Raw genomic sequence first — 26,783 nt, forward strand, 5'->3', positions numbered from 1 at the left:
TCAGGCCACCTCGACGGTCATGGTGTCGGAGGCGACATGGCCGTCGAGGAAGCGCACCGTGCGCTCGGCATATTCGGCGACGTCGGCCTCGTGGGTGACCATGGTGATGGTCAGGCCAAGCTCCTTGTTCAGTTGCGTCAGCAACTCCATGATCTCGTGCGTGCGGGCAGTGTCGAGATTGCCGGTCGGTTCGTCGGCGACGAGCAGCGTCGGCCTCGTGACGATGGCGCGCGCGATCGCCACGCGCTGTTGCTGGCCGCCGGAAAGCTCGGCCGGCGTGTGATGCTCGCGACCGACAAGGCCGACTTGCGCCAGCGCCTGCATGGCAAGATCGCGGCGCTCGCGGCCGGCCACGCCGCGATAGATCAGCGGCAGTTCGACATTTTCCGCCGCCGTGGTGCGCGCCAGCAGATTATAGCCCTGGAAGACGAAGCCGACATAGAGGTTGCGCAGCATGGCGCGGCGGTTGCGGTCGAGCCGGCCAGCATCGACGCCCATGAAGGAATAGGTGCCGGCGGTCGGCGTGTCGAGGCAGCCGATGATGTTCATCGCCGTCGATTTGCCGGAGCCGGACGGGCCCATGATGGCGACGAATTCGCCGCGCCGGATCGCCAGGTCGACGCCGGCCAGCGCGTGCACCTTGGCTTCGCCATGGCCGTAGCTCTTCCAGACCTTGTCAAAGGTGATGAGGGGGGCGCCCATCGCCACGAAGTCAGCTCCGCTGCTGCGAGGCCGTGATGACCTGCGCCCCCTCCGACAGGCCCGAGGTGATCTCGGTCAGCTCGCCGTCGGTCGAGCCGATCCTGACGTTGACCGGATGCGGACGGCCTTTCTCCAGCACGTAGAGCATGCGTGAGCCGTCGGTCGGCGGCGCTGCCGCCTGGCGCTGGCGATTGCCGCCGGGACGTCCCATGCGGCCGGTGAACAGGTCGCTCAGGCTCCAGCCGCGGGCGGCCTGCTGCGCAGGACGATAGCGGAAGGCGGAGGAGGGGACGGTCAGCACGTCCTTAGCCTGCCGGGTGACGATCGAAACAGTGGCGGTCATGCCGGGGCGCAGCAACAGCTCGTTGTTGTCGACCTCGAGCCGCGCATTGTAGGTGACGACGCCGTCGGTGGTGACCGAGGCGTAGGAGATGTCGCGGATCTCGGCGTCGAACGGCCGCTCCGGGAAGGCGTCCACGGTGAAGCGGGCATGCTGGCCCGGCTTCACCGCGCCGATATCGGCTTCGTCGACCGCCGCCACCAGTTCCATGTTCCTGAGATCGGCGGCGATGATGAACAGCACCGGCGCCTGCAAGGAGGAGGCGACCGTCTGGCCGGGGTCGACAGAGCGCGTCAGCACGATGCCGTCGATCGGCGCATAGATGGTGCTGTTGGCAAGGTCGGTCTGCTGCGATTTCAGGTCGGCGTTGGCGATGGCGAGATTGGCCTCGGCGCTGTCGAGCGCTGCCTTCGAACGGTCGCGGGTCGCGGTCGCCGCTTCGAGCGACTGGTCGGTGGCCATGCCGCGCTTGGTGAGGGCGGCGGCGCGCACGAGCGCGCTTTCATTCTCGGCCAGCGTCACGGTGGCGTCCGCGACATTGGCGGCGGCCGCCTTGGCGGATGCCTCGGCGCGTTCGATCTGCACCTGCAGCTTGGCGGTGTCGAGCGCGGCCAGCACATCGCCCTTCTTGACCTGCTGGTTCTCGTTGACCGAGACTGAACGGATGATGCCCGAGAGCTGGCTGGAAATGTCGACCTGGGTGAGGGGCTGCAAGGTGCCGGTCGCCGAAACCTCGACAGTGAGGTCGGCCTTGGCGGCGGGCGCCGTCGTATAGTCGATCTTGACCGGCGAGCCGGCATACCACTGGTAGCCGGCAAAAGCCGCGACAAGGACGATCAGCGCCAGCAGCGCATAGAGCCAGCCGCGGCGGCGATTCTTGCGCCGCCCCGTCTGGTCGAGCCCGAGCGCGGTCTCGATGGCGGAATCCGATTCCGTCTTTGGCAGATTGACAATCTGGTCCACGCCGGACCCCCTGAAGCGCAATAAGTCCCTATGAGTGCACAGATCAGTGCTAATGGTTCGAATATCAAATTAAATTTCGCTCATGTTGGGATTGAGGCAGAAATTCGGATCAAAGCGGAAGGTTTCCTCCATGAGACGCGATTACTTGCTTTACGATGTGTTTACGACCGATCGGCTGGCCGGCAACCCGCTGGCGGTGGTGTTGGACAGCGGCGGACTGGACACGGCTGCGATGCAGGCCATCGCGCGAGAGTTCAACCTGTCGGAATCGGTGTTCGTGCTGCCGCCGGACAATCCCAAGCACCGCGCCCGCATCCGCATCTTCACGCCCGACTATGAAATGCCTTTCGCCGGCCACCCGACCGTGGGTTCGGCGATCGCGCTGGCCGAACTGGCCGATATCGCGCTCGCTGAAATGGCCGACAATGACGGCGCTGCGAGCATTTTCGTGCTGGAGGAAAACATCGGCCCGGTGCGCTGCGCCGTCAGCAAGCATGATGGCGCGACATTCGCCGAATTCGACCTGGCGAAGTTGCCGGAGCCGCTGAAGCTCGAAGCCGACCCGGTGGCGATCGGCGCCGCCCTTGGCCTGGCGCCGCACGAGATCGGTTTCGAGAATCACCGCGTCGCGTTCTGGTCGGCGGGCGTGCCCTATGTGACCATACCGGTGGCCAATCTGGAGGCGGCCGGCCGGATCCGGCTCGACAATCAGGCCTGGTCGGAACTGGCGCCGCGCAAGAGCGAATGGGCCTTTGCCAGTCCCTATGTCTATTGCCGAGAGACGGTGAACCACGAGAGCGCCTTCCATGTGCGCATGGTCGTGCCCGGCACGCCTTCCTACGAGGACCCGGCGACCGGCTCGGCGGCGGCGGCTTTCGCCGGCGCCGTCATGCATTTCGACGCTCCGACGGATGGCGTTTCGCAGCTGTGGATCGAACAGGGGCTGGAGATGGGGCGGCCCTCGCGTATCCGCCTGGAACTAAGTGTACAGGGCGGAAAACTGGTCTCGGCGCGCATCGGTGGCAACGCGGTCAAGGTGGCGGAAGGCAAGCTGTTCGTCTGACCATCTGCGTCACTTCAGCGATTTGTCGGGAAATGATTCCGGCAGGGCTGGACAGGACCGGCATCGGCGGCTATATGCCCGCCAACGCCGGTTTTTGCCGGCCGAGTGGGTGCGTAGCTCAGTTGGTAGAGCAGCTGACTCTTAATCAGCGGGTCCACAGTTCAATCCTGTGCGCACCCACCAAATTCTTCAAAGACTTGGTGGAAAGACCTGAATGGGCCGGTTCAATTGCCGCGCTCGTTCATCGGCTGCTTTCGCCGCCGGGCCGGCTTTGGCCAGGAGAGATGTAGGATTTGCAGCTTGGTCAAAGACTACGATTGGCCGCGCCGAAAAACGCGGCTCAGAAACCTGCCGAACCGAAAAGCCATGCCGTTGTCCGCGCTCCGACCGTCGTCGGCATCAATGGCGGCCTTTCCGCCTGAGAAATCGCTGATGAGCCACCAGAAGAAAACCAGAAAAACAACGAGAATTGCGGTGTCGATCGGGCCGTAAGTTGAATATCCACTGTGCCGAAGCACACCAGCAAGCAGCACGGCGATAGTCATAGCAGCGGCAGCCGGGTGAAGCTTTTTCATCCACCAGATCTATTCGAGAATCGCTACAACCGGAAGATGTTACTTCTCCGACACGCCGGCCTCGGCAAAGCTCGCCATCCTCGCATGGCACTCCAGCGCCGAGCGGACGATGTTGACGGCGAGGCAAGCGCCGGAGCCTTCGCCGAGCCGCATGCCGAGGTCGAGCAGCGGCGGCAGGTCGAGCGCTTCGAGCAGGCCGCGGTGACCCGATTCAGCCGAGACGTGGGCGGCGATCGTATGAGCAAGGCCTGTGGAGTGCAGCTTTGCCAAAGGTGCTGCGGCTGCGGTGCAGACGAAGCCGTCAAGCAGCACCGGTATGCCCATGTGACGGGCGGCAAGCGTGGCGCCGAAGATGGCGGCGAGTTCGCGGCCGCCGAGCGCCGCGGCAACCCCCAGGGGGTCGGCAAGAATGGCGGCGTGGCGCTTCAAGCCCGATTCGATGGCAACCACCTTGCGCTCGAGGCCGGCATCGTCGACGCCGGTGCCGCGTCCGGTCCATTTTTCCGCACCGCCGCCGAACAGCGCCGCCGAGATCGCGGCGGCCGGCGTGGTGTTGCCGATGCCCATCTCGCCGAAGCAGACGAGATCGAGATCATCAGTCACCGCATCGTAGCCGGCCGAGACCGCGGCAAGAAACGTCTTGTCGTCCATCGCCGGCGTTTGCGTGAAATCGCCGGTCGGATGGTCGAGATCGAGCGGAATGACATCGAGTTCGGCGCCCGCGATGCGGGCGAGCTGGTTGATGGCCGCACCGCCGCCGGCGAAATTCGCCACCATCTGCACCGTGACTTCCGAAGGATAAGCCGACACGCCTTGCGCGGTGACGCCGTGGTTGCCGGCGAAGACGAAAACTTTCACCCGCTCGAGCCTAGGCATGTCGCGGCCCTGCCAGCGCGCCAGCCACGCGGCGATGGACTCAAGCCGGCCGAGGCTGCCCTGCGGCTTGGTCAACGTGTCCTGGCGGCGAGCGACCGCGCTCGCGGCGGCGTCATCGCCATCAGGCAGGTCGAGGCAAGCAGCGCGCAATTCATCTAGGGATTTGAAAGGCATGGAAGGAAATTCTCCGAAACAGAGTCAGGAAAGGGCTACGGAAGCGACGAGCAGCACCGCGATTTCGCTCACCTGTTGCATAGCGCCGATCGTGTCGCCGGTCTGGCCACCGATCTGGTTGAGGCAAAGCGCGTGGAAGGCGGCAAAGAGCAGGCCGAGCAGGATGAGCGCGGCGATGGCGCCGCCGAGCCCGAGCAGGAGGAGCGGGATGGCGCCGAGCACGGCGCCGGCGAGGGCAATTTCCCGCGAGACGGTGCCGGCGCCGGCCGAGAGGCCATCGTCGCGCGCCGGGGGCAAGAGATGCATGAAGGCGCCGAATACGCCGCGCGAGGCCGCATGGGCGGCCAGGAGCGCGAAGAGAGCTTGTGTGGGATCGACGAATTCCGACAGCGCGCTCCAGCGGATGAGCAGCGACAGCGCCAGCGCCATGGCGCCGTAGGCGCCGATTCGGCTGTCGCGCATGATCTCCAGCTTTCGACCGCGCGTGTTGCCGCCGCCAAAACCGTCGGCGACATCGGACAGCCCGTCCTCGTGCAGGCAGCCGGTGGTGACCGCGGTTGCAACCAGGGCAAGGGCTGCCGCCGACCCGATGGCAAGGCCAAACCGTTCCGCCGTGGCAAAGACGATGGCGCCGATCAGGCCGACGACGAGGCCGGCGACCGGGGCGGCCCAGATCGCAGCGGCAAGGCTGCGGCCGCGAAAGTCGATGACGGGCAAGGGCAGCCTGGTGAAGAAGACCAGGCAGAGGGCAACATCGCTGGGGATTTGCCGGGGCGAAAGGGTGACCTTCGGGAACTTCATGCCTCAGCCCCTTGCGATGGCATGGAAGAAGGTGCCGCTGACCTGGCCGCGCCGGTAGCCCGAGGCGCCGATCGGATTGCCTTGCCCGTCAGCGAGGTCGGCCAGGGGCTCGTCATCGCCGGTAGCCGTCATCTGCGCATAATGGAATTCGTGCCCGCGGATCAACGCGCCCCGCGGGCCGAGCGGACAGTCGGCGCGCAGCCGCGCTTCGCGATAGCCGAGGTTCATCTTGCGCTTGGCGAAGCTGGTTGAATGGCCGAGCAGGCCGAGCATTTTGTGCGTTTCGCCAGATGCATCTTCCAGAGCTTCGCCAAGCACCATGAAGCCACCGCACTCACCATGGATGGGCTTCGTCCCGGCGAACCTTGCCGTTCCTTTCCGAAAATTCGCAGCAGCGGCGAGACGGCCGGCGTGAAGCTCGGGATAGCCGCCGGGCAGCCAGCAGACGTCGCAGCTGTCGTCAGGCGCCTCGTCCGCGAGCGGCGAGAACGGAACGATCTCCGCGCCGGCCTTGCGCCAGTAGGCCGCGACGTGCGGATAGAGAAAGGTGAAGGCGGTATCCTCGGCAAGTGCGATGCGCTGGCCGGGCGGCTGCAGCGCATCGTCGAAGCTGCCGGGCTCCGGGGCGAGAGGTGTTGCCAGCGCCATGACGGCGTCGAGGTCGAGCGACTTTTCCGCCATGTCGGCCAACCGGTCGAGATGCGCCATCAGGTCATCATATTCACCGGCCTGGACGAGGCCGAGATGGCGCTCGGGCAGGTTCAAGGTGGGGTCGCGCAGGATGGCGCCGACGACCGGCAGGCCGATCGCCTCGATGGCGTCGCCGGACAGCCGGCGGTGGCGCTCGCTGCCCAGCCGGTTGAGCACGACGCCCGCCATGCGAACCTCCGGATCATAGGTAGCGAACCCCTTGGCGACGGCCGCCGCCGTGGTCGACTGACCAGAAACGTCCAGCACCAGCAGCACCGGCAGGCCGTAGAGCCGCGCCAGATCGGCTGCCGAACCGCTGCGCCCCGGCACGGCCGGAATGCCGTCGAACAGGCCCATGGCGCTTTCGAGGATGACGAAATCGGCGTCGTCGGCGGCATTCACGGCCAGTGCGTTGAGCAGCGACGGCGACATCGCCCAGCTGTCGAGATTGACGCCGGACAGGCCGGTGGCGGCGGTGTGGAAGCCGGGATCGATGTAATCGGGGCCGGACTTGGCGCCGCGCACCTTCAGGCCGCGCCGGGTGAGTGCGCGTAAAATACCGATGGTGACGCTGGTCTTGCCCGAGCCGGAGCGCGGCGCGCCGACGATGATCGCGCGGGCGCTCACGATGCACCCGCCAGCGCCGCGCGCATGGCGACGATGCCGCCGACGACGATCAGCGCCGGTGCGGACAGGCCGGCGGCGGCGGCTTCCTCGGCGATGGTGGCCAGCGTGGCGACGACGATGCGCTCCTGCGGCGTCGTCGCGGCGACGATCACCGCCGCCGGCGTCGATGGCGCCAGCCCGCCGTCGAGCAATGCGGCCGATATCACAGGCAGATTGGCCATGCCCATGTAGACCACGACAGGCTGGCCGGTGCGCGCGATCGCGGCCCAGTCGAGATCGTCATCGGTGCCGGCGGCATGGCCGGTCGCCAGGATTACCGCCTTGTTGATGCCGCGCATGGTCGCGGGGATGCCGGTGGCGGCCAGCGCGCTGAGGCCCGAGGTGAGGCCGGGCAGGACGCGGAACGGGATGTTTTCCCGCGCCAGCGCCAGCGCCTCTTCGCCGCCACGGCCGAAAATATAGGGGTCGCCGCCCTTCAGCCTGACGACGCGGCGGCCCTGGCGCGCCAGCCGGACCAGCAGGGCGGTTATGTCGTCCTGTTTCATCGAGGGTTTTCCGCCGCGCTTGCCGGCAAAGAAAAGCTCGGCGTTTTCGGCAACCGCGACGACGTCCGGGGAGACCAGCGCATCGTAGACCAGCGCATCCGCCTCACTCAGCGCCGCCAGCACTTCCAGCGTCAGGCAGCCGGGATCGCCGGGGCCGGCGCCGGCGAGCCAGACATGGCCGGGCTCAAGCGTCCGCGGCTTGAAGTTCAGCCGGGCAAGCGCCTGTTGGAGCGCGGCGTTCTCGCCCTTATTTTTGGTGCTGTCGCTCACAATCCGTCCCGTCCGCGAAAACGCCGTTGGTAATGCGCGTCGTACAATGAACTCTCGCCAAAGCCTTCCGCCGCCAGCGAGCGGCCGACGAAGATGATGGCCGTACGCTCCATCGGGTCGGCGGCCAGTTGTGCCTCGATGGTTTCCAGCGTGCCGGTCAGCACGCGCTCGTCCGGCCAGGAGGCACGGAAGACGACCGCCACCGGGCAATCGCGGCCATAGAGCGGCGTCAGCTCGGCGACGATGCGATCGATGGCGTGGATGGCAAGATGAATGGCAAGCGTGGCGCCGGTGCGGCCGAAACCGGCCAGCGTTTCGCCAGGCGGCATTTTTGAAGCGCGGCCGGAGACGCGGGTCAGCACCAGGCTCTGGGCGACTTCGGGAATGGTCAGCTCGCGCCGCAGAGCAGCCGCCGCGGCAGCGAAAGAGGGAACGCCCGGCGTCAGCGTGTAGGGAATGCCGTGCCTTTCCAGCCGGCGGATCTGTTCGGCAACCGCGCTCCATACCGACAGGTCACCGGAATGCAGCCGCGCGACATCATGGCCGGCCTTGTGGGCGGCCAGATATTCGGCCTCGATCTCGTCGAGCGACATCGGCGCGGTGTCGATCAGCTTCGTTCCCGGGGCGCAATGCTGCAGCAATTCGGGCGCCACGATCGAGCCGGCATGGAGGCAGACCGGGCAGCTTGCCAGCAGCCGCGCGCCGCGCAGGGTAATGAGGTCGGCGGCGCCCGGACCGGCGCCGATGAAATGCACGGTCATGCCGCGTCTCCGCTGATGGCGATGGCGCAGGTGACCGGGCCGAGCACGATGCGTGGTCCCAGCAGCCTGGCGCCTTCGCCGGCGACGGCCAGCGCCGATGCTTCGGAAACCGACGGTGTGCCGGCCAGACCCTGCGAGAGGCTGGAGTTGCTGAGCGCCTTCGTCGACGCTGCTTTAAGCGCTGCCTCATCGACGACGATGACGGGAAGGTTGAGTGTGCGACCTGCGGCAGCGATCGCCTGTTCATCTTTCTTGAGCATGGCGGTGGCGAGCGACGAGAGCGCCGTCATCGCCAGCCCGTGCGCTTCGAGCGCGGTTTCTATCGCGGCAAGCACGTCCTCGACGCTTACACCCTTTCGGCTGCCGATGCCCGCGACCATCATGGCTTGATCCAACTCCATTGGGTAACCGGCATCGCCGGCCGCCAGGCCTGCATCGAACCGACAGGCGCGGCGCGGGATATGGCGATGCGGGTCAGATCGCCCCCGAGCTCGGTATGACGGGCAAGAAGCAGCGTCTCCATTTCCAGCGTCACCGCATTGGCAACGAGGCGGCCGCCGGTGCGCAGCGCCTTGATGGCGGCGGCCAGCACGCCGGCGTCGCTGCCGCCGCCGCCAATGAAAATCGCGTCTGGCGTATCGAGCCTTGCAAGCGCCTTGGGAGCGCTGCCTTCGACCACGATGAGTCCGGGAACGCCACACGCGGCAGCATTGTGGGCGATGCGGGCGGCGCGGATCGGGTCGGCTTCGATGGCAACAGCGCGCATCGAGGAATGGGCGAGCATCCATTCGATGCCGATGGAACCGGAGCCGGCGCCAACATCCCACAGCAGTTCGCCGCGCCTCGGCGCCAGCGCTGACAGCGTGATGGCGCGGATGTCATGTTTGGTGATCTGGCCGTCATGGTCGAACAGATGATCGGCGAGGCCTGATGTCAAAGGCAGGATACGCGCATCCGGACCAGATTGAATTTCGAGCGCCAGTACATTGAGCGGATTGATGTTTTCGAGGTTGAACGCATCGGCGCGGGCCGAGCGCAGGTTCTCCTTTGGCCCGCCAAGCGCCTCCAGAACCGTCAGCCGCGAGGCGCCGAAATCAAGCTCGGTGAGCAGGCGGGCGATCGCCGCCGGTGCATCGGCATCGGATGTCAGGGCCAGGATGCGTGCGTTGGGTTGCAGCAATGGCCGGATCAGGTCGATGGGGCGGCCATGCAGCGAGACGGTTTCGATGTCCTGCAGCGCCCAGCCAAGGCGAGCGGCCGCCAGCGAAATGGCCGACGGCGCGGGAATGACATGCATCTCCCGCGGCATGACCTTGCGGGCGAGGGTGACGCCGACGCCGTGGAAAAAGGGATCGCCGGAGGCAAGAACGCAAACGCGCTTGCCGGCGAGCGACAGCACGTCGTGCATCTTGGCATCGAAGGGAACCGGCCATGGGCGCGGATCGCCCTTGGCGAATGATGAGACGAGCGCCAGATGCCGCTTGCCGCCAAAGATGATTTCAGCGTCGGCGATCCGCTGCTTGGCCTCGTCGCCGAGACCGGCTACACCGTCCTCGCCTATGCCGACGATGGTGAGCCATTTTTGGTTGGCGCCGCGTAGACTCTTAGCAGGCATGATGACCCACCGCATTCTGATCCTCGGCGGAACCACCGAAGCCCGGCAACTGGCTGGAAAACTGGCAGCCGGTTACTCGGTGATGCTGTCGCTGGCGGGCCGCACCGAAAGCCCGGTGACGCAGGGCGTGCCGGTACGCAGTGGAGGGTTTGGCGGCGCCGATGGTCTGGCCGCCTATCTCAAGGAGACAAGCATCGAGCTGCTGATCGACGCCACGCATCCCTACGCGGCGCGAATTTCCGCCAATGCGGCGCAGGCCGCGCGCATGGCCGGGGTGCCGATCGTCGCTCTGCGCCGTCCCGGCTGGGAGCCTGTCGAGGGCGATCGCTGGACGCAGGTCTATACGACAGGCGATGCCGTGCAGGCGCTTGGACCGGCGCCGCGCCGTGTATTCCTGGCTCTCGGCCGGCAGGAGGTCGCGGCTTTCGAAGCCGCGCCCCAGCACCATTATCTCATCCGCAGCGTCGATCCGGTCGAGCCGAAGCTGGCAGTGCCCGATGCCACCTATCTCCTGGCGCGCGGGCCGTTTCGCGAGGCGGAGGAACGCACGCTGCTCCAGCGGCACGGCATCGACATCGTCGTATCCAAGAACAGCGGCGGCGCGGCGACTTATGGCAAGATCGCCGCGGCGCGGGCGCTTGGCCTCGACGTCGTCATGGTGCGCAGGCCTGTGCTGCCGGAGGTTCCTTCGGCTGCGACCGTCGATCAGCTTGCCGACATGGTCGATCATCTTGTCGAGCCTGCCGCGGAGCGCGGCGTGTAAACCAGCGAAGACTTCTCGCCGCGCCTGATGATCCGGGTTTCCGGCGAGCCGATGATGATGCAGGTTGCCATGTCCGCCTTATCGGCATCGGCATCCGCCAGCAGGAACACCTCGATGCGCTCGTCGGGCCGGCCTGCGGCACGGCCGAAGATGACGGGTGTGGTGCCCGGCAGAATGGCCTTCAGACATTCGAAGGCGCGGCCAAGCTGCCAGGGGCGCGCCTTGCTGATGGGATTGTAAAGCGCGATGACGAAGCCGGCGCCGGCGGCCGCCAGCAGGCGCAGTTCGATCAGGTCCCATGGCTTCAGATTGTCGGACAGCGAGATGACGCAGAAATCATGGCCGAGCGGTGCCCCGATGCGGGCAGCGACAGCGAGCATGGCGGTGACGCCAGGCACGATTGCGAGGTCGATGGCGCGCCATTCGGAGGGGCCGGCTTCGATCGCCTCGCAGACGGCCGCCGCCATGGCGAAGACGCCTGGATCGCCCCCGGAGACGACGGCGACATTGTGACCTTCGGCCGCCTTCGCCAGCGCCTCGTTGGAGCGGGCAAGCTCTTCGCGATTGTCGGAGGCGATGCGGGTCTGGTCCGGGCGCAATTCCAGCCGGTCGAGATAGGGCTTGTAGCCGTAGAAGAAGCTTGCCTCGGCGACGGCGTGGCTCGCCTGCGGCGTCACCTGATCGGCGTTGCCGGGTCCGAGCCCGATGACCGTGAGGCGGCCGCTCATGCGCCACCCGCCGACGCGACAGGGCGTCCGGACCAGCCGGCGACGAGCACGATAGCGAAATAGGGCGCCTTGTCGTCCGGCTTGTCGGTGAGCCGCATCGAGACGCTGCCCGGCATGGTGCCGCGCTCGACATAGACGGCGCGTGTCAGCTTGCCGGTGGCCTCCAGCGCCCGCCGGATTTTGGGCAGGTTGCGGCCGACCTTCATGATGACGGCGGCATCGGTGTCGGCGAGGCGCCGGGTCAGTTCGAACTCGCTCATCGTGCCCGGCAGCACGGTCAGCACGTCGTCACCCTGGACGATCGGCAGGCCGGTCGCCGACCAGCAGCCCGACATGGCGGTAACGCCGGGAATGACCTCGGTCGGAAACCGATGGGCGAGGCGCACATGCAGATGCATGTAGGAGCCATAGAAGAGCGGATCGCCTTCCGACAGCACGGCGACCATCCTACCGGCATCCAGATGACCGGCAACGGTCTCGGCGGACTCCTCGTAGAAGGCCGATATCTGCGCGCGGTAATCGTCGTGATCCTTGTCGATCTCCGTGGTCACGGGATAGAGCAACGGCAGCTCCAGCATGTCGGGCCGGAAGCGCGTCTCGACGATGGCGCGCGCATTGCTGTTGTTGCCGCGCTTGGCGAAATACGCCACCACATCGGCCTCGGCCAGCGCACGCGCGGCCTTCAGCGTCAACAGTTCCGGGTCGCCGGGACCGGTACCGACGCCGACCAGGCGGCCCCTCGAGCCGGTTTTGGGGAGCGCGTTCACAGGCCGGGCCTCGCGAGAGAATTGAGGGCTGCCGCGGTCATGGCGCTGCCGCCAAGCCTGCCGCGCACGATTGCATAGGGTACGCCGTAGGAATTCTGCGCCAGCGCGTCCTTCGATTCGGCGGCACCGACGAAGCCCACCGGCATGCCGATGATGGCGGCCGGTTTCGGCGCACCGTCGCGCAGCTTCTCCAGAAGATAAAAGAGTGCGGTCGGCGCATTGCCGATGGCCACCACCGAACCGGCAATGCGCTCGCCCCACAGGTCGATCGCGGCGGCAGAACGTGTGTTGCCGATCGTCCTGGCGATTTCATGCGTGCGCGGGTCGCGCAAGGTGCAGATCACCTCGTTGCCGGCAGGCAGGCGGGCGCGGGTGACGCCGTGCGAGACCATTTCGGCGTCGCAGAAGATCGGCGCGCCGGCGGCAAGCGCGGCCCGTGCGGCGGCAACGAAATCGCTGGAGAAGACAAAATCCTTGGCGGCTTCCACTTGGCCGCAGGCGTGGATCATGCGGACCGCGACATCGGCCTCTGCTTCGGAAAAGCGCGCGAGATCAGCCTCGGCGCGGATGATGGCAAAGGAGCGTTCGTAGATCGCCGTGCCGTCGTGGATGTAGTCGTAGGCGACCATTGTCATTCCTGTCGATAAGCCTCTGCGATGCCGGCCGGCCCCAGCCTTGTCAGGCAGGCGGCGGCGGTCTCGCCCTGATAGCGTGCGCTGCGGATTGCCGCCGCGACGCGGCCGATGCCGCGCGCGGCGTCATAGCCCGGCCTGTAACCGGCAGGAAGGGCCTTTGCCGTCGCGTTCACGACAAGTCCGGCTCCATTTTCGCCGCCGACCACAGTCAGCGCCGCTGGGCCGGGATGCGCGCAGCCCTTGGCGCAGCCCGAAACATGCAAGGTGAAGTCGAGGCTATCGGCGTTTTCGGTGGCAATCGCCTCGGCGATGTCGCGCGTGGCGATGCGACCCGAGGCGCAAGGCGGCGCGCCGGGACAAGCAGCGATGCGCGTGCGCGGGTCGGTGGGGGAGGTGACGAAGCCGAGGGTGGCGGCTGTTTGCTGGAGGGAAGGATTGGCGGCTGGTGGCTGGCCGAGGAAGAGCAGGGCGCGGCCCGGGGCGAGGCGGATTTCTGACGTGCCGAGAGTGACGGCGCTTTGAGCGAGGGCGATGAGCCTTTCGGTGGGCATGCTGCCGTAGGGGAGACCGATGCCGAGGGCGTGGCCAGTGTTCAAGTCGAAAACGCCAATCGGCGAGCGAGGGTGTTCTACGGCGCCCCCCTCTGTCCTGCCGGACATCTCCCCCACAAGGGGGGAGATTGGCGGTTCGGGCGCCGGCTCTCCTTCTGCATCCGAGGAAATTGGCAAAGGCGAGCGTGAATGAGCAATCTCCCCTCTTGAGGGGGAGATGTCCGGCAGGACAGAGGGGGGCGCCTCGCGCAAACTTGTCAGGCATAGCCAACCCGCCAGAGACACCAACTGCCGCTCCGACAAATCCCTTGCGTGAGCATCGCGGCCTTTCTCGGCGATCATCCTTAGAGCCGCGACGGCTATATCACGAGCCACACCTTCATCAGCAACCGCGAGCAGCCTTGCATTCCGCCCGTCACCGGCAACCGACACCCGCCAGCGGATTCCCGCCTCGGTGCTCGCCGCCTTCAGCCGCACGTCGGCCGTCACAGCATCCATCGTGAGTTGCCCGCCACCGTCGACAACGACCGAAACCTTCGGCCCGAGCCGCTGCGTCAGCCCGGCGTCCTCGACCGCTTCCCTGATCCGATCAGCCAGCGGCCTGGGGTCGGCGATCTCCTGCGGATCGATGCCGGCCAGTGGTCCGGTCTCCACTGGTACGCCAGTGCGGACCACAATGCCCAGCGCATCGACTTCCTTCGCCAGCAGGGTTGCACTTTGCGTGGTCAATCCGCGTATTTGCAAGCTGCCGCGCGCTGTCACTTCCATGATGCCGTTGCCGTGCCGCAGGGCGGATTCTGCCAGCCCGATCAGAAGCTTCGGCGACAATCCGCCAGAAGATGGGCCTCCGGCGACCGGGTTGAGCCGCACCAGCAGGCCGTCGCCGGTCTGCATCGGCGCCGAAAGGGCCGGGCAGGCGCCGCGTCGGGAGTAGGCGTTCATGCCGCCAACTCCCGTGCCTCGGCAATCAGTGCCGCGAGGTCGTCGTCGATCGAATTGCGCAAGGGATGCCAGAGGCCCCGCCGTCGCGCCGACAGGAGGCGTTCGGCAATGGCTTTTGCGGCGGCCGGGTTTTCGCGCAGGATGAAGGCGCGGACGTCCGCATCGCCGAGATAGGCATCGTGCACGGCGTCTATCAGCGCGCCCGGTATGGCCTGCGTGGTTTCGGCGAAGCCAACCAGCCGGTCGACGGTTTCGGCGAATTCCGAGGCGCCGCGCGGGCCGTGGCGCATCTGGCCCGCTATGAAGCGGGCGTTGACAGCGCGGGCGCGCACGACGCGCGTCACAGCCTCACTAAGTGAACGCGGCTTCGGCCTCTGCGGGTCCGTCGTGTCCAGCACGATAACGTCGGCATTCCTGCCAAGCGCTGCAAGGGCGGCCGAAAAGCCGCCGATAAAGGCGACATCGGCGGAGCCTTCGAGGATGTCGCGGCCGGGATCGTCGCCGGTGTGGACGAGAAGATCGGCCTCGGCGATGCGGTTCTCGAAAGCGCCGGGCGCGGCGATCCCTTCACCGCCGGCGCCGCCATAGGCATGCGATGTGGCATCGAGATAGGCGCGGCCGATTTCCTCGCGCGCCGCCCAGTCGCCGCTCGACAGGATTTCCTCGACGCCAGCGCCGTAAGTGCCAGGCGAGGTGCCAAAGATGCGCGGGCTGATCTTGCCCTCGGCGCGGGTCCTTGCGGCGAGCGGATTTTCCGAATCGTCCTCGTCGCGCGCGGCAACGGCGTTGGCAGCGGCATCGATCAGCGCGATCTGGGTCGGGAACATGTCGCGGAACAGGCCCGATATGCGCCAGGTGACGTCGACGCGCGGGTGGCCAAGCGCTGCCGGCGCCAACACCTCGATGCCGGTGACGCGGCCTGTGGCGGCATCCCATTGCGGGCGGCAGCCCATCAGCGAAAGCCCCTGCGCGATCTCCTCGCCGCCGGTGCGCAAAGACGCCGAACCCCAGAGGTCGATGATCAGCGAGCGCGGCCAGTCGCCATGCGATTGCATATAGGCGCGCACCACTTCCTCGGCGGCAGCCTTGCCGATGTCGTAAGCCGTCGGCGTCGGCATGGCGCGCGGGTCCGACGTGAACAGGTTGCGGCCGGTGGGCAGAACGTCGGAACGCCCGCGCGCGGGCGCGCCGGCCGGGCCCGCGGTGACATGACGACCGTCGAGCGCGGCAAGAAGGGCGGCCTTTTCGGCCTCGGCGCTTTGCCGGCGCATAAGGTCGGGCTCTTCGTCGGGCGCGCGGCCGTAGACATGCAGCCCATCCTTGATAGCGAAATCCTTCAGGTCGCAGAGCCAGGCATCGATGCGGCGCAGGGCCTCGTCCGGCGCGTCGGTGCGGGCAACGCCGGCCTCCGCGGCGAGGCCCGTCGTCTGCGCGGTTTCGACGATCAGACTGGCCAGACGGTCGCGGCGGCGGCGGTCGAGACCGTCAGCCTGGGCGTATTCGTCGACCAGCCGTTCGAGCCTGTGCTGGTTCTTGTCCAATCCGGCGCCGGTGAGCGGCGGCGGCAGATGGCCGAGCGTGACGGCGGCGATCCGCCGCTTCGCCTGCGCCGCCTCGCCGGGATTGGAGACGATAAAGGGATAGATGACGGGCAGGGGACCGGTGACGATCTCGGGGAAGCAGTTTTGCGAAAGCGCAACCGTCTTGCCCGGCAGCCATTCCAGCGTGCCATGCGCGCCAACATGGATGAGCGCATGGACGCCGAGCAATTTGCGCAGCCACAGGCCGAAGGCGAGCAACGCATGGCGCGGCGGCAGCGTCGGGTCGTGATAGTCGGCGCGGCGGTCGGCCGAGCGGCCGCGGTCTGGAGCCAGCGCCACGGTGATGTTGCCGAAGGTCGCGGCGCGGAAGGGGAATTTGGCGGCGGGCAGCGCTCCCTCTGTCCTGCCGGACATCTCCCCCGCAAGGGGGGAGATTGGCAGTTTCGACGCTGGAGCTACTCTTGCAACGTTGGAGATTGGCGAAGACAGAGATGACGGCGTAATCTCCCCCCTTGCGGGGGAGATGTCCGGCAGGACAGAGGGGGGTGCCTCGCGCAAACCTGTCTCGCCTTCGGCTTTGCCCCAAGCTGCTTCTACGGCAGCAATTGCTGCGCCCGGCAATTCCGTTGAGAAGGCAAGGTACTCATCCAACTCCAACCCAGCCTTGCTGCGCTCCAGCGCATCCAGCAACGCACGCGACGTTTGGGGAATTCCCTCAACTACATAGCCCTGTTCCTGGAGGTCGTGCAGCATCGCCAGCACGCTGGATGGCACATCCAACCCGACCGCATAGCCGGTGCGGCCGGGAGCGCTCGGGTAATCGGGGATCAGAATGGCGACCTTGCGCTCGGCGCGCGGCGTTTCCCGAAGCCTGATGAAGGCCGCGACCCGGTCCGCCACCTGTTCGACGCGATCGGGCTCCGGCCGGTTGGCAAAGGCGCGGTGGCCGAGCGCCGGGTCGGTCTCGCTTTCGCCCTTGAACGAAACGGCGCCGGCGAGGATGCGGCCGTCCAGTTCGGGCAGAACGACATGCATGGCGAGGTCGGCGGGGGCCAGCCCGCGCTGGTTCTTCTCCCATACGTCGCGGCGGGTGGTGGCGACGATGACCTGGAAGACGGGAACGCCGGCGCGGTCGAACAGGGTTTCGACGCCGGGTTCGGCGCCGGACGCGAAAGCGGTCGCGGTGATGATGGCGGCGGGCTTGGGCTGGGCAATCGCGGTTTCAACAAAAGCCAGAGATTCCGGGTCTTTCAGGCTGGAGACAAAGATCGGCACCGGCAGCATGCCGCGCTGCCGTAGCGCCTCGAAAAGCGCGTCGATGGGCGCGACATCGGCGGCGAGCAGCATCGAGCGGTAGAAGAGGATGGGAATCACGGGTGGGTTGACGTTGCCGGCGTCGAGTTCCGTCACACCCCCCTCTGTCCTACCGGACATCTCCCCCGCAAGGGGGGAGATTGCTCTTTCATCGACGATTTCGCCTATCGCGGATGGTCGAGATAAATCCCTGTCCAAGGGGACAGAAGAGGAGCCGGCCTTGATGACAGCCGATCTCCCCCCTTGCGGAGGAGATGTCCTGCCGGACAGAGGGGGGTGTGAAGGATCGTCAACATTCGATAAGTCCGGCTTCTCCACGACTCCGCGCCCCGGCTCATAAAACCCGGCTTTCGGCACGCTTACCGGCTCGGCAATCTCGCCATCAGACCCCGCCAACCGCGCCAGCCTGCGCACCAGCGCGCTCATATTGGCCGGGCCGCCCTGGCGGAAATAATTGAGCAGCCCGTCCAGTTCCTCGCGCGGCAGCGTCGAGGCTTCGATCAGCCTGATATCCTCGTCGTGGCTTTCACCGGGAAGTAGTGCCAGCTTTATGCCGCGCTCACGGGCAACCACGGCCAACTGGTCGCAGCCGTAGCGCCACCACTCGTAACCGCCGAGAATACGCACCAGAATGACTTTGGCGTGACGGGCGACGCTGTCGATCCAGAGGTCGACGGACATGGGGTGGCGCAGGTCGCGCAGCGCGGCCAGCCGCATCGTGGGCAGCCGATCGGCGTCGCCTTTCCAGGCCGCTGCCAGTCCGGCCAGGTCGCTGTCCGTGAAGGACAGCGCCACCATTTCCGCCGGCGTCTGCCGCAGATCGACCGGCTCGGCGAGATCGTCGAGCGAGGCGGATGTGGTGGTGAGGATGTGCATCGCGGTCGGTGTTGCCTCAGCCGGCGAGGATATGCTCGATCGCCGGGCGGTTCAGCCCCTTGAGGCCGATGACGACCAGGCGCGAGCGGCGGTCGTCGTCAGCCGTCCAGGCGCGGTCATAATAATGATTGACGCGCGGACCGACCGCCTGCAGCAACAGCCGCATCGGCTTGCCGCCGACCTCGACGAAGCCTTTCACCCGCAGCACGTTCTCCTGTTCGGCGGCGGTCGCGACGCGCTTTGCCAGGTCGTCCGGGTTGGCGATCGAGGGGATGTCGACGATGAACGTATCGAAGTCGTCGTGCTCGTGGTCGAAGGCGCCGTCATGATGGGACTTGCGGTTCTCGATGTCGTCCTCGACGGCGAGGCCTAGCCCGAGCAGCACGGACGGGTCGACCTTGCCATGAGCCGTCGGCACGACCTTCACGGCGCGGGCGGAGTGTTCGCCAATGATGGCGTTGGCGCGAGCCGAACCTGCGGCATCCATCAGGTCGCTCTTCGACAGGATGATGAGGTCGGCGCAGGCGATCTGGTCCTCGAACACCTCCTCGACGGGGTCGTCGTGGTCCAGTGTCTGGTCCTGCGCGCGTTGCGCCTGCAGGGCGTCCATGTCGTTGGCGACGCGCCCCTCGGCCAATGCCGGACCGTCGACCACGGCGATTACGCCGTCGACTGTCACCCGGCTCTTCACTGTCGGCCACTGGAAGGCCTGGACCAGCGGCTTGGGCAGAGCCAAGCCTGAGGTCTCGATCAGGATGTGGTCGACCTTCGGCGTCAGCGACAGGATCTGGTCGAGCGCCGGGACGAAATCGTCGGCGACGGTGCAGCAGATGCAGCCATTGGCCAGTTCGACGATGTTTTCCTCCGGGCAGGTGTCGATGCCGCAGCCCTTGAGGATCTCGCCGTCGATTCCGATGTCGCCGAATTCGTTGACGATGATGGCGATCCGCTTGCCGCCCGCGTTCTCCAGGAGATGGCGGACCAGCGTGGTCTTGCCGGCACCCAGGAAGCCGGTGACCACGGTACAGGGGACGCGGGAGAGAGTGGCGGCGGAAACTGCGGCGGTCATGATCAGTCCTTCAGCATGTCGAGGGGAGGAATGCGGGCGACGAGGCCGCGCTTGAGGGAATCCGGGCGACCACGCCACGGAATGAGGCCGTTGGTCGAAGCGGCGAAGAGTTTCGCGCCGGTGACGAGATCGGCGCCGCTGGCGATGTTCAGGTCGCCGAAGACATAACTCCAGCAGCCGTCGCGAAGAATCGCCGCACTGAGACGGCGCTTGCAGTTGCCGAGGCATTCGACGGTGCGGACACGGACATTGTCGGCCGTTGCGGCTTGGCGCGTATCTTGAGCCAAAACTTCGCCGGCGCGGGGATGGGCATCGGAACCGGTCTCGTCGCGGCAGGAAGCGCAGATGATAACAGTGACGCCGGCCAAGGCGTCGCTATCGCCAGACAAGTCGCTATCGCCAGACAAAATGTCCGCTGTTTCAGCCGGGAAACTGCTGTCGCGTTCCAAATCGGGCTCCTTGCCCGGAAAACCCGCCGGGCGATCGGATTCTTATGTCTCAGACGGCAGGTCTCCTGGCTCGCGGGTCATCGCCTTCGTGCCGCCTTCCCGGGACCGTCCCAGTGGTTTTCGGCCTTGGCTCGTCGCTTACAGTTGCGGGGACAGCCGCGGATTTGAAATCGAGATTTCGCACCGCATTCCCTCTTGGCTCCTCCCTTTGCCGAGAGGAGACCGTCTGGAATGGATTTAGGCTCTTGCAGGCGGCGGTGTCAACGCGCGTCTACGACACGGCAATGTCGGCGAGCGGCTGCCCAAGGTCGCCGGCGGGCGTAACCTCGATCCGTTCGAGGCCGAGCCAGCCCTGCATCTGCGTCAATTCCTGGAAGAGTTGCGCGGCGGTTTCAGGCGGCGCGCCGGGCTCGGCATAGGCCGCGTGGACGCGTAGCACGCTGGCCGGCCGGTCGGCCTTGAGGTCGACGCGCGCCACGATCCTGTCGCCGAGCAGGAACGGCAGGACGTAATAGCCGTATTGCCGTTTTTCGGCAGGGGTGTAGATTTCTATGCGGTAGTGGAAATCGAACAGCCGCTCCGTGCGCGAGCGCTCGAAAACGACCGGATCGAACGGCGCCAGCAAGGCGCGGGCCTCGATTTTTCGTGGAATACGAGCCTCCTTATGGAGGTAAGCCGGTTTGTTCCAGCCCTCGACACGCACCGGCACCAGCTCGCCTGTTTCAACCAGCTCCTCCAGCCGGCCCTTCATGTCGGCCGGCGACAGGCGGAAATAGTCGCGCAGGTCGCTTGCTGTCGCGACGCCATGAGCGCGGGCGGATATCCGCAGCAATTCCCGATGCGCGTCCTCGGCTGACGGCACCGGCAGATCGAGGATCGCCTGCGGCAGCACGCGCTCGGGCAGATCGTAGAAGCGTTCGAAGCCACGGCGGTGCGCGGTGGTGATGCGTCCTGCCCAGAACAGCCATTCGAAGGCATGCTTGGCGTGGCTCCAGCCCCACCAGCCGCCGGATCCTTTCTGGCCTTCGAGCGCGGAGGCGGCGATCGGGCCGCGCTCCGCGACCTCGCGGTAGATCTCTTCTATATAGGCGGCGTGCTCGCGGCCCCATTTGGCGAGACCCAAATACATTTCATCGCCACGCTCGGCGCGCTGCATGCGCCAACGCATCAGAGGATAGGTCTCGACCGGCAGGAAGGAAGCCTCGTGCGCCCAGTATTCGAAAACTGTGCGCTTGCGCGTGACGGCGGCGTTGTCGAGCAAGGCGAACGGGTAGGGACCAAGGCGCGAATAGAGCGGCATGTAGTGAGCGCGCACCACCGCGCTGACGGAATCGATCTGCAGCAGGCCGGTACGCGAGAGCACGCGGGCGAAGTGGCGTCGGTCGGGCGTGCCGGCGGGGCGGGGATCAGTGAACCCTTGGGCGGCGAGCGCGATACGCCGGGCCGTGGCAAGCGAGATCTTTTCCTTCATTCGGATGCGACTCTGATGGCTTGTTGAGCGTCGTTCGGACAGTTGATTCCGGCCATGCTAGCAGGGTTTTGGCGGCAACTCTGCCAGGAGAGAAAAGTGGAGTAAAAAGCGAAGGAAATCAGACAGGAGCGGATCGGACCAGTTTCTTCCCTTATGCCGTCCAGGCCAGTGTTTTGAACAAGGTTTGACTTGCTTCGCCGGAAGCGCTGCGCTAACCCTCGCCGCGTTGCAGCAAAGGCCCCTTAAAACGGTTCAGCGGTTAAACTGTCACGCTTCCGCAATGGGGTCTGGTGCTGTAATCAAAATGGATTGGCGCCAACGGAAAGCCGCAGCATGAACGCACTTCTCAGTTCGTACCTGCCCATCGTCCTGTTTATCGCAGTGGCGGCGGCTGTCGGCGTCGCGCTTATCGTGGCGCCGTTCCTGGTGGCCTACCGCAATCCCGACCCGGAAAAGCTTTCCGCCTACGAATGCGGGTTCAACTCGTTCGATGACGCCCGTATGAAGTTCGACATCCGCTTCTACCTGGTGTCGATCCTGTTCATCATCTTCGACCTGGAAGTGGCCTTCCTGTTTCCGTGGGCGGTGTCGTTCTCGAAAATCGGCATGCTCGGTTTCTGGTCGATGATGGTGTTTTTGGCGGTGCTGACCATCGGCTTTGCCTATGAATGGAAAAAAGGAGCGCTCGAATGGGATTGAGCGACAGTTCCGGCACGCTCGTCGCGCCGAAGCCCAAGGGTCTGATCGATCCCAATACCGGCAGGCCGGTTGGGTCCGATGATCCGTTCTTCCTCGAAATCAACAACGAACTCGCCGACAAGGGCTTTCTCGTCACCTCGACCGAGGCGCTGATCACCTGGGCGCGCAGCGGCTCGCTGATGTTCATGACCTTCGGCCTCGCCTGCTGCGCCGTCGAGATGATCCACACCTCGATGCCGCGCTACGATTCGGAGCGGTTCGGTGTTGCTCCTCGCGCGTCTCCGCGCCAGTCCGACATCATGATCGTTGCCGGCACGCTGACCAACAAGATGGCCCCGGCGCTGCGCAAGGTCTACGACCAGATGCCGGAGCCGCGCTACGTCATCTCGATGGGCTCCTGCGCCAATGGCGGCGGCTATTACCACTATTCCTATTCGGTGGTGCGCGGCTGCGACCGCATCGTGCCGGTCGACATCTATGTGCCCGGCTGTCCGCCGAGCGCCGAAGCGCTGCTCTATGGCATTCTTCTGCTCCAGAAGAAGATCCGCCGCACCGGCACGATCGAACGGTAAATCCATGGCCGCATCCCTGAGCGAACTGTCGACCTATCTCGGCGAAAAATTGATTGGCCGCGTCAATGAAGCAGTGTTCGCCTATGGCGAACTCACCATCCATGTCGAACCGCGCGATCTGATCGAAGTGGTGACTTTCCTGCGCGACGATCCGCGCTGCCAATTCATCTCGGTCATCGATGTCTGCGGCGCCGATTATCCGTCACGGGCCAAGCGCTTCGACGTCGTCTATCACCTGTTGTCGCCGAAGCAGAACGTGCGTATCCGCATCAAGGTGCAGGCAGACGAGGAGACGATGGTGCCGTCGATCACCGGCGTCTATCCCGGCGCCGACTGGTTCGAGCGCGAGACCTACGATCTCTATGGCGTGCTGTTTTCGGGTCACCCCGATCTGCGGCGCATCCTCACCGATTACGGTTTCGACGGTCACCCGCTGCGCAAGGATTTCCCGCTGACCGGCTTCGTCGAGGTGCGTTACGACGACGAAGCCAAGCGCGTCATCTACGAGCCGGTGGAACTGAAGCAGGAATTCCGCAATTTCGATTTTCTGTCCCCATGGGAAGGCACCGATTACGTGCTGCCAGGGGATGAGAAGGCAAAGCAGTAATGGCCGAAACTTCCGTCCGCAATTTTAACATCAACTTCGGACCGCAACACCCTGCCGCGCATGGTGTTTTGAGATTGGTTCTGGAGTTGGACGGCGAAGTGGTCGATCGTGTCGATCCGCATATCGGGCTCTTGCATCGCGGCACCGAAAAGCTGATCGAGCACAAAACCTACCTGCAGGCAGTGCCTTATCTCGACCGGCTCGACTATTGCGCGCCGATGAACCAGGAGCATGCCTTCGCACTGGCCGCCGAGCGCCTGCTCGGCATCGAGGTGCCGAAGCGCGGTCAGCTGATCCGCGTGCTTTACTGCGAGATCGGCCGCATCATGTCGCACATCCTCAATGTGACGACGCAGGCGCTGGACGTCGGCGCGCTGACGCCGCCTCTGTGGGGCTTCGTCGAGCGCGAAAAGCTGATGGTGTTCTATGAGCGCGCCTCGGGTTCGCGCATGCATGCCGCCTATTTCCGTCCGGGCGGCGTTCACCAGGACCTGCCGCAGAAGCTGCTCGAGGACATCGGCAAGTGGATCGATCCGTTCCTGAAGTCGATCGACGACCTCGATCAGTTGCTGACCGGCAATCGCATCTTCAAGCAGCGCAATGTCGATATCGGCACGGTTTCGCTGGCCGACGCCTGGGCCTGGGGTTTTTCCGGCGTCATGGTGCGTGGCTCGGGCGCTGCCTGGGACCTGCGCAGATCGCAGCCCTATGAATGCTATTCGGAGCTCGATTTCGATATTCCGATCGGCAAGAACGGCGACTGTTTCGACCGCTACCTCGTGCGCATGGAAGAGATGCGCCAGTCGGCGAAGATCATGCGCCAGTGCATCGATCTCCTGCTCGGCAAGGAAAGCGCCGGGCCGGTGTCGAACCTCGACGGCAAGGTCGTGCCGCCAAAGCGCCAGGCGATGAAGCGCTCGATGGAAGCGCTGATCCACCACTTCAAGCTCTACACCGAGGGCTACCGCGTGCCGGCCGGCGAGGTCTATGCGGCGGTCGAGGCGCCCAAGGGCGAGTTCGGCGTCTATCTGGTCTCCGACGGCACCAACAAGCCTTATCGCTGCAAGCTGCGCGCCCCCGGTTTCGCGCATCTCCAGGCCATGGATTTCCTGTGCCGCGGTCACATGCTGGCCGACGTCACCGCCGTCCTCGGCTCCCTCGACATCGTGTTTGGTGAGGTCGATCGCTAAATGTCAGTCCGTCGTCTCGCAGAAGCCAGCGTCCAGCCAGCATCCTTCGCCTTCAACCGGGCGAACGCGGCCGCGGCCAAGCAATGGATCAAGAAGTACCCGAAGGGCCGGGAACAGTCTGCGATCATTCCACTGCTGATGCTGGCGCAGGAGCAGGAAGGCTGGGTCACCAAGGCGGCGATCGAGACGATTTCGGACATGCTCGGCATGCCGCGCATCCGCGGGCTCGAGGTCGCGACCTTCTACACGCAGTACCAGCTGAATCCTGTCGGCACGCGGGCGCACATCCAGGTTTGCGGCACCACGCCCTGCATGCTGCGCGGCTCGGAAGCGCTGATGGACGTGTGCCGCTCCAAGATCCACCATGACCAGTTCCACACCAACGACAAGGGAACGCTGTCGTGGGAAGAGGTCGAATGCCTCGGCGCCTGCGTCAACGCGCCGATGGTCATGATCTTCAAGGACACGTTCGAAGACCTGACGCCGGAACGGCTGGCCGAAATCATTGATCTCTACGATGCGGGCAAGGGGGCCTCGGTGACGCCGGGGCCGCAGAACGGCCGCACCGGCTCGGAGCCGGCCGCCGGCCTCACGACGCTGAAAAGCGAGAAGGCGATCCTCAAGTCGACCCGTGACAGGGAGGCCAGGGAAGCCGCCAAGGCCGCCAAGGCGGCACCCGACGCGATCATCGCGGCGCCGGTGCCAACGCCGGCCGCCACCCCTGTCGCGCCGTCCAATGCCAGCAAGCCGAAAACCGATGCGGCTGAAACCAGCCCGGCGCTGAAAACGCCGTCGCCGGCCAAGGTCGCGTCGGCAACGGAAAAAGCGGCGAGCGTCGCGGCTCCCCGCCACTCGGCGACAAACGCCAACAAGGCGGCGCCCGAGGTCGAGAAAGTTTTGAAGCCGCGCAGCGGCCCCCTGAACAAGGCTGAGCCGGCTTCCGCGTTCAAGTCGCCGGAAACCAAGCTTCCCGCCAAAGCGGCCAAGCCTTCGTTGGAAGACAAGAACCGGCCGGCCGGCATCGCCAGGCCGGCGCTGGTCGACGATCTCAAGCTGATCTCCGGCGTCGGCCCGAGGGCCGAGAGCATCCTGCATTCGCTCGGCATCTTCACCTTCGCCCAGGTTGCGTCTTGGAAGAAGGCCGAACGGGAGTGGGTGGACAGCTATCTCTCCTTCCGCGGCCGCATCGAGCGAGACGACTGGGTCAAGCAGGCCAAGGCGCTCGCCAAGGGCGGCGTCGCCGAATATATCCGCGTCTTCGGCAAGAAGCCGGTCTGAGGGACGAACAATGCTTCAGGACAAAGACCGCATCTTCACCAACATCTACGGCCTCTTCGACAAGTCGCTGGCCGGCGCAATGGCGCGCGGCGCCTGGGACAACACGCCCGGCATCGTCGCCAAGGGGCGCGAGTGGATCGTCAACGAGATGAAGGCGTCGGGCCTGCGCGGCCGCGGCGGCGCCGGTTTCCCGACCGGCTTGAAATGGTCGTTCATGCCCAAGCAGAGTGACGGCCGGCCGAGCTATCTCGTCATCAATGCCGACGAATCCGAGCCCGGTACCTGCAAGGACCGCGACATTCTGCGCAACGATCCGCACACGCTGGTCGAAGGCGCCTTGCTCGCCGGCTTCGCCATGGGCGCGGTCGCGGCCTACATCTATGTGCGCGGCGAGTTCATCCGCGAGCGCGAGGCGCTGCAGCGTGCCATCGACGAGGCCTATGAGGCCAAGCTGATCGGCAAGGGCAACACTTCAGGCTACGATTTCGACGTCTATATGCACCATGGCGCCGGGGCTTATATCTGCGGCGAGGAGACGGCGCTGCTCGAAAGCCTCGAGGGAAAGAAGGGCCAGCCCAGGCTGAAGCCACCATTTCCGGCCAATGTCGGCCTTTATGGCTGCCCGACCACCGTCAACAACGTCGAATCGATCGCGGTGGCGCCGACGATCCTGCGCCGGGGCGCGGCCTGGTTCTCATCCTTCGGCCGGCCCAACAACGTCGGCACCAAGCTGTTCTGCGTCTCCGGCCACGTCAACAATCCGTGCACCGTCGAAGAGGCGATGTCGATCCCGTTCCGCGAGCTGATCGAGACGCATTGCGGCGGCATCCGTGGCGGCTGGGACAATCTTCTGGCGGTCATTCCTGGCGGCGCCTCGGTGCCGCTGGTGCCGGCCGAGCAGATCATCGATACGCCGATGGATTTCGACGCGCTGCGCGACCTCAAATCCGGCCTCGGCACGGCGGCCGTCATCGTCATGGACAAGTCGACCGATGTCGTCAAAGCCATCGCGCGGCTGTCCTACTTCTACAAGCATGAGAGCTGCGGCCAATGCACGCCGTGCCGTGAAGGCACCGGCTGGATGTGGCGGGTGATGGAACGGCTGGTGCGCGGCGAGGCGCAGAAGCGCGAGATCGACATGCTGCTCGACGTGACCAAGCAGGTCGAAGGCCACACGATCTGCGCGCTGGGCGACGCGGCCGCTTGGCCGATCCAGGGCCTGATGCGGCACTTCCGCGGCGAGGTGGAGCGGCGCATCGACGAATTTTCGCGCAACGCGCACCGGGCCGAGCCGGTGTTGGTGGCGGCGGAATAGAGAAGCATTGAATG

Annotated in this window: 25 protein-coding genes, 1 tRNA gene, 1 pseudogene and 1 riboswitch; of the genes and pseudogenes, 9 read left to right on the plus strand and 18 right to left on the minus strand. The window is 65.6% G+C overall.

The genetic code is table 11. The features are described 5' to 3' along the window. Both FJ867_RS11275 and FJ867_RS11280 read right to left on the minus strand, forming a co-directional pair. Positions 1–708: an ABC transporter ATP-binding protein gene (locus FJ867_RS11275; protein ID WP_140564194.1), complete on the minus strand. Its 708-nt coding sequence runs from the start codon at positions 706–708 to the stop codon at positions 1–3. Between the two features lie 4 nt (positions 709–712). Further along, on the minus strand, positions 713–2,005 hold the full coding sequence (locus tag FJ867_RS11280) for an efflux RND transporter periplasmic adaptor subunit (protein WP_140817388.1): 1,293 nt from the start codon (positions 2,003–2,005) through the stop codon (positions 713–715). A 130-nt stretch (positions 2,006–2,135) separates the two neighbouring features. Between FJ867_RS11280 and FJ867_RS11285 the strand changes: the two genes are divergently transcribed. After that, entirely contained in the window at positions 2,136–3,068 is a 933-nt protein-coding gene (locus FJ867_RS11285) for a PhzF family phenazine biosynthesis protein (protein ID WP_140728984.1), read from the plus strand. A 107-nt stretch (positions 3,069–3,175) separates the two neighbouring features. After that, positions 3,176–3,251: transfer RNA gene (locus FJ867_RS11290), tRNA-Lys, on the plus strand. 128 nt (positions 3,252–3,379) lie between these two features. Here the strand turns inward: FJ867_RS11290 and FJ867_RS11295 are convergent. The 8 genes from FJ867_RS11295 to cbiE are packed head-to-tail and all read right to left on the minus strand — an operon-like array spanning position 3,380 to position 10,002. Next, positions 3,380–3,643, minus strand: a complete 264-nt coding sequence (locus FJ867_RS11295) for a hypothetical protein (protein WP_140516441.1) — start codon at positions 3,641–3,643, stop codon at positions 3,380–3,382. 39 nt (positions 3,644–3,682) lie between these two features. Further along, positions 3,683–4,693 (minus strand): nicotinate-nucleotide--dimethylbenzimidazole phosphoribosyltransferase, encoded by a 1,011-nt coding sequence (cobT, locus tag FJ867_RS11300; protein ID WP_140817390.1) that lies wholly within the window; start codon positions 4,691–4,693, stop codon positions 3,683–3,685. A gap of 24 nt (positions 4,694–4,717) precedes the next feature. Further along, entirely contained in the window at positions 4,718–5,494 is a 777-nt protein-coding gene (gene cobS, locus FJ867_RS11305; RefSeq protein ID WP_140554992.1) for an adenosylcobinamide-GDP ribazoletransferase, read from the minus strand. A 3-nt stretch (positions 5,495–5,497) separates the two neighbouring features. Then, the gene (locus FJ867_RS11310) at positions 5,498–6,811 is read right to left on the minus strand and encodes a cobyrinate a,c-diamide synthase (protein ID WP_140817392.1); all 1,314 of its coding nucleotides are present in this window, start codon (positions 6,809–6,811) and stop codon (positions 5,498–5,500) included. Then, the gene (gene cobA / locus FJ867_RS11315; protein ID WP_140495562.1) at positions 6,808–7,626 is read right to left on the minus strand and encodes a uroporphyrinogen-III C-methyltransferase; all 819 of its coding nucleotides are present in this window, start codon (positions 7,624–7,626) and stop codon (positions 6,808–6,810) included. The genes FJ867_RS11310 and cobA overlap by 4 nt, the downstream gene beginning before the upstream one ends. After that, entirely contained in the window at positions 7,623–8,387 is a 765-nt protein-coding gene (gene cobM, locus FJ867_RS11320; RefSeq protein WP_140495563.1) for a precorrin-4 C(11)-methyltransferase, read from the minus strand. The genes cobA and cobM overlap by 4 nt, the downstream gene beginning before the upstream one ends. Further along, positions 8,384–8,770 carry a cobalamin biosynthesis protein gene (locus FJ867_RS11325; protein WP_140495564.1) on the minus strand — a complete coding sequence of 129 codons (387 nt, stop codon included), beginning with the start codon at positions 8,768–8,770 and terminating at the stop codon, positions 8,384–8,386. Before FJ867_RS11325 ends, cobM begins: the two co-directional genes overlap by 4 nt. Then, positions 8,767–10,002: a precorrin-6y C5,15-methyltransferase (decarboxylating) subunit CbiE gene (gene cbiE, locus FJ867_RS11330; RefSeq protein ID WP_140564191.1), complete on the minus strand. Its 1,236-nt coding sequence runs from the start codon at positions 10,000–10,002 to the stop codon at positions 8,767–8,769. Before cbiE ends, FJ867_RS11325 begins: the two co-directional genes overlap by 4 nt. A 1-nt stretch (position 10,003) precedes the next feature. Here cbiE and FJ867_RS11335 point away from each other — a divergent pair, with 1 nt between their 5' ends. Further along, entirely contained in the window at positions 10,004–10,765 is a 762-nt protein-coding gene (locus tag FJ867_RS11335; RefSeq protein WP_140564190.1) for a cobalt-precorrin-6A reductase, read from the plus strand. On the opposite strand, the gene FJ867_RS11340 is transcribed toward FJ867_RS11335, so the two are convergent. The 8 genes and pseudogenes from FJ867_RS11340 to FJ867_RS11375 all read right to left on the minus strand — a co-directional run bounded on the left by FJ867_RS11340 (position 10,729) and on the right by FJ867_RS11375 (position 21,108). Further along, positions 10,729–11,493 (minus strand): precorrin-3B C(17)-methyltransferase, encoded by a 765-nt coding sequence (locus tag FJ867_RS11340; RefSeq protein ID WP_140564189.1) that lies wholly within the window; start codon positions 11,491–11,493, stop codon positions 10,729–10,731. The two genes, FJ867_RS11335 and FJ867_RS11340, sit on opposite strands and share 37 nt — an antisense overlap. Next, the gene (locus FJ867_RS11345; RefSeq protein ID WP_140521148.1) at positions 11,490–12,260 is read right to left on the minus strand and encodes a precorrin-2 C(20)-methyltransferase; all 771 of its coding nucleotides are present in this window, start codon (positions 12,258–12,260) and stop codon (positions 11,490–11,492) included. Before FJ867_RS11345 ends, FJ867_RS11340 begins: the two co-directional genes overlap by 4 nt. After that, the gene (locus FJ867_RS11350; protein ID WP_140516421.1) at positions 12,257–12,889 is read right to left on the minus strand and encodes a precorrin-8X methylmutase; all 633 of its coding nucleotides are present in this window, start codon (positions 12,887–12,889) and stop codon (positions 12,257–12,259) included. The genes FJ867_RS11345 and FJ867_RS11350 overlap by 4 nt, the downstream gene beginning before the upstream one ends. Beyond that, positions 12,813–14,388: pseudogene (gene cobG / locus FJ867_RS11355) on the minus strand (precorrin-3B synthase). The gene FJ867_RS11350 and the pseudogene cobG overlap by 77 nt, the downstream one beginning before the upstream one ends. Continuing rightward, a complete protein-coding gene (locus FJ867_RS11360) occupies positions 14,385–18,119 on the minus strand; it encodes a cobaltochelatase subunit CobN (protein ID WP_140817395.1) in 3,735 nt (1,244 codons plus the stop codon). Before FJ867_RS11360 ends, cobG begins: the two are co-directional and overlap by 4 nt. Positions 18,120–18,135: 16 nt before the next feature. Continuing rightward, positions 18,136–19,188 (minus strand): cobalamin biosynthesis protein CobW, encoded by a 1,053-nt coding sequence (gene cobW / locus FJ867_RS11365; protein WP_140495572.1) that lies wholly within the window; start codon positions 19,186–19,188, stop codon positions 18,136–18,138. 2 nt (positions 19,189–19,190) lie between these two features. Further along, complete coding sequence (locus FJ867_RS11370) at positions 19,191–19,637, minus strand: DUF1636 family protein (protein ID WP_140495573.1); 447 nt, start codon at positions 19,635–19,637, stop codon at positions 19,191–19,193. 37 nt (positions 19,638–19,674) lie between these two features. Further along, a riboswitch (cobalamin riboswitch) is annotated at positions 19,675–19,879 on the minus strand. 29 nt (positions 19,880–19,908) lie between these two features. Next, complete coding sequence (locus FJ867_RS11375) at positions 19,909–21,108, minus strand: winged helix-turn-helix domain-containing protein (protein ID WP_140495574.1); 1,200 nt, start codon at positions 21,106–21,108, stop codon at positions 19,909–19,911. 333 nt (positions 21,109–21,441) lie between these two features. Between FJ867_RS11375 and FJ867_RS11380 the strand changes: the two genes are divergently transcribed. The 6 genes from FJ867_RS11380 to nuoF are packed head-to-tail and all read left to right on the plus strand — an operon-like array spanning position 21,442 to position 26,769. Next, on the plus strand, positions 21,442–21,807 hold the full coding sequence (locus FJ867_RS11380; RefSeq protein ID WP_140495575.1) for an NADH-quinone oxidoreductase subunit A: 366 nt from the start codon (positions 21,442–21,444) through the stop codon (positions 21,805–21,807). Then, positions 21,798–22,379: an NADH-quinone oxidoreductase subunit B gene (locus tag FJ867_RS11385; RefSeq protein ID WP_140495576.1), complete on the plus strand. Its 582-nt coding sequence runs from the start codon at positions 21,798–21,800 to the stop codon at positions 22,377–22,379. The genes FJ867_RS11380 and FJ867_RS11385 overlap by 10 nt, the downstream gene beginning before the upstream one ends. A gap of 4 nt (positions 22,380–22,383) precedes the next feature. Further along, positions 22,384–22,986: an NADH-quinone oxidoreductase subunit C gene (locus tag FJ867_RS11390; RefSeq protein ID WP_140495577.1), complete on the plus strand. Its 603-nt coding sequence runs from the start codon at positions 22,384–22,386 to the stop codon at positions 22,984–22,986. Beyond that, entirely contained in the window at positions 22,986–24,176 is a 1,191-nt protein-coding gene (locus FJ867_RS11395; protein WP_140495578.1) for an NADH-quinone oxidoreductase subunit D, read from the plus strand. The genes FJ867_RS11390 and FJ867_RS11395 overlap by 1 nt, the downstream gene beginning before the upstream one ends. After that, the gene (locus FJ867_RS11400; protein WP_140817397.1) at positions 24,177–25,454 is read left to right on the plus strand and encodes an NADH-quinone oxidoreductase subunit E; all 1,278 of its coding nucleotides are present in this window, start codon (positions 24,177–24,179) and stop codon (positions 25,452–25,454) included. A gap of 10 nt (positions 25,455–25,464) precedes the next feature. Further along, positions 25,465–26,769, plus strand: a complete 1,305-nt coding sequence (gene nuoF, locus FJ867_RS11405) for an NADH-quinone oxidoreductase subunit NuoF (protein ID WP_140521143.1) — start codon at positions 25,465–25,467, stop codon at positions 26,767–26,769. Positions 26,770–26,783: the final 14 nt, after the last annotated feature.

This window comes from Mesorhizobium sp. B2-5-3, from assembly GCF_006441005.1.
In the GTDB taxonomy this organism is placed as follows: Bacteria; Pseudomonadota; Alphaproteobacteria; order Rhizobiales; family Rhizobiaceae; genus Mesorhizobium.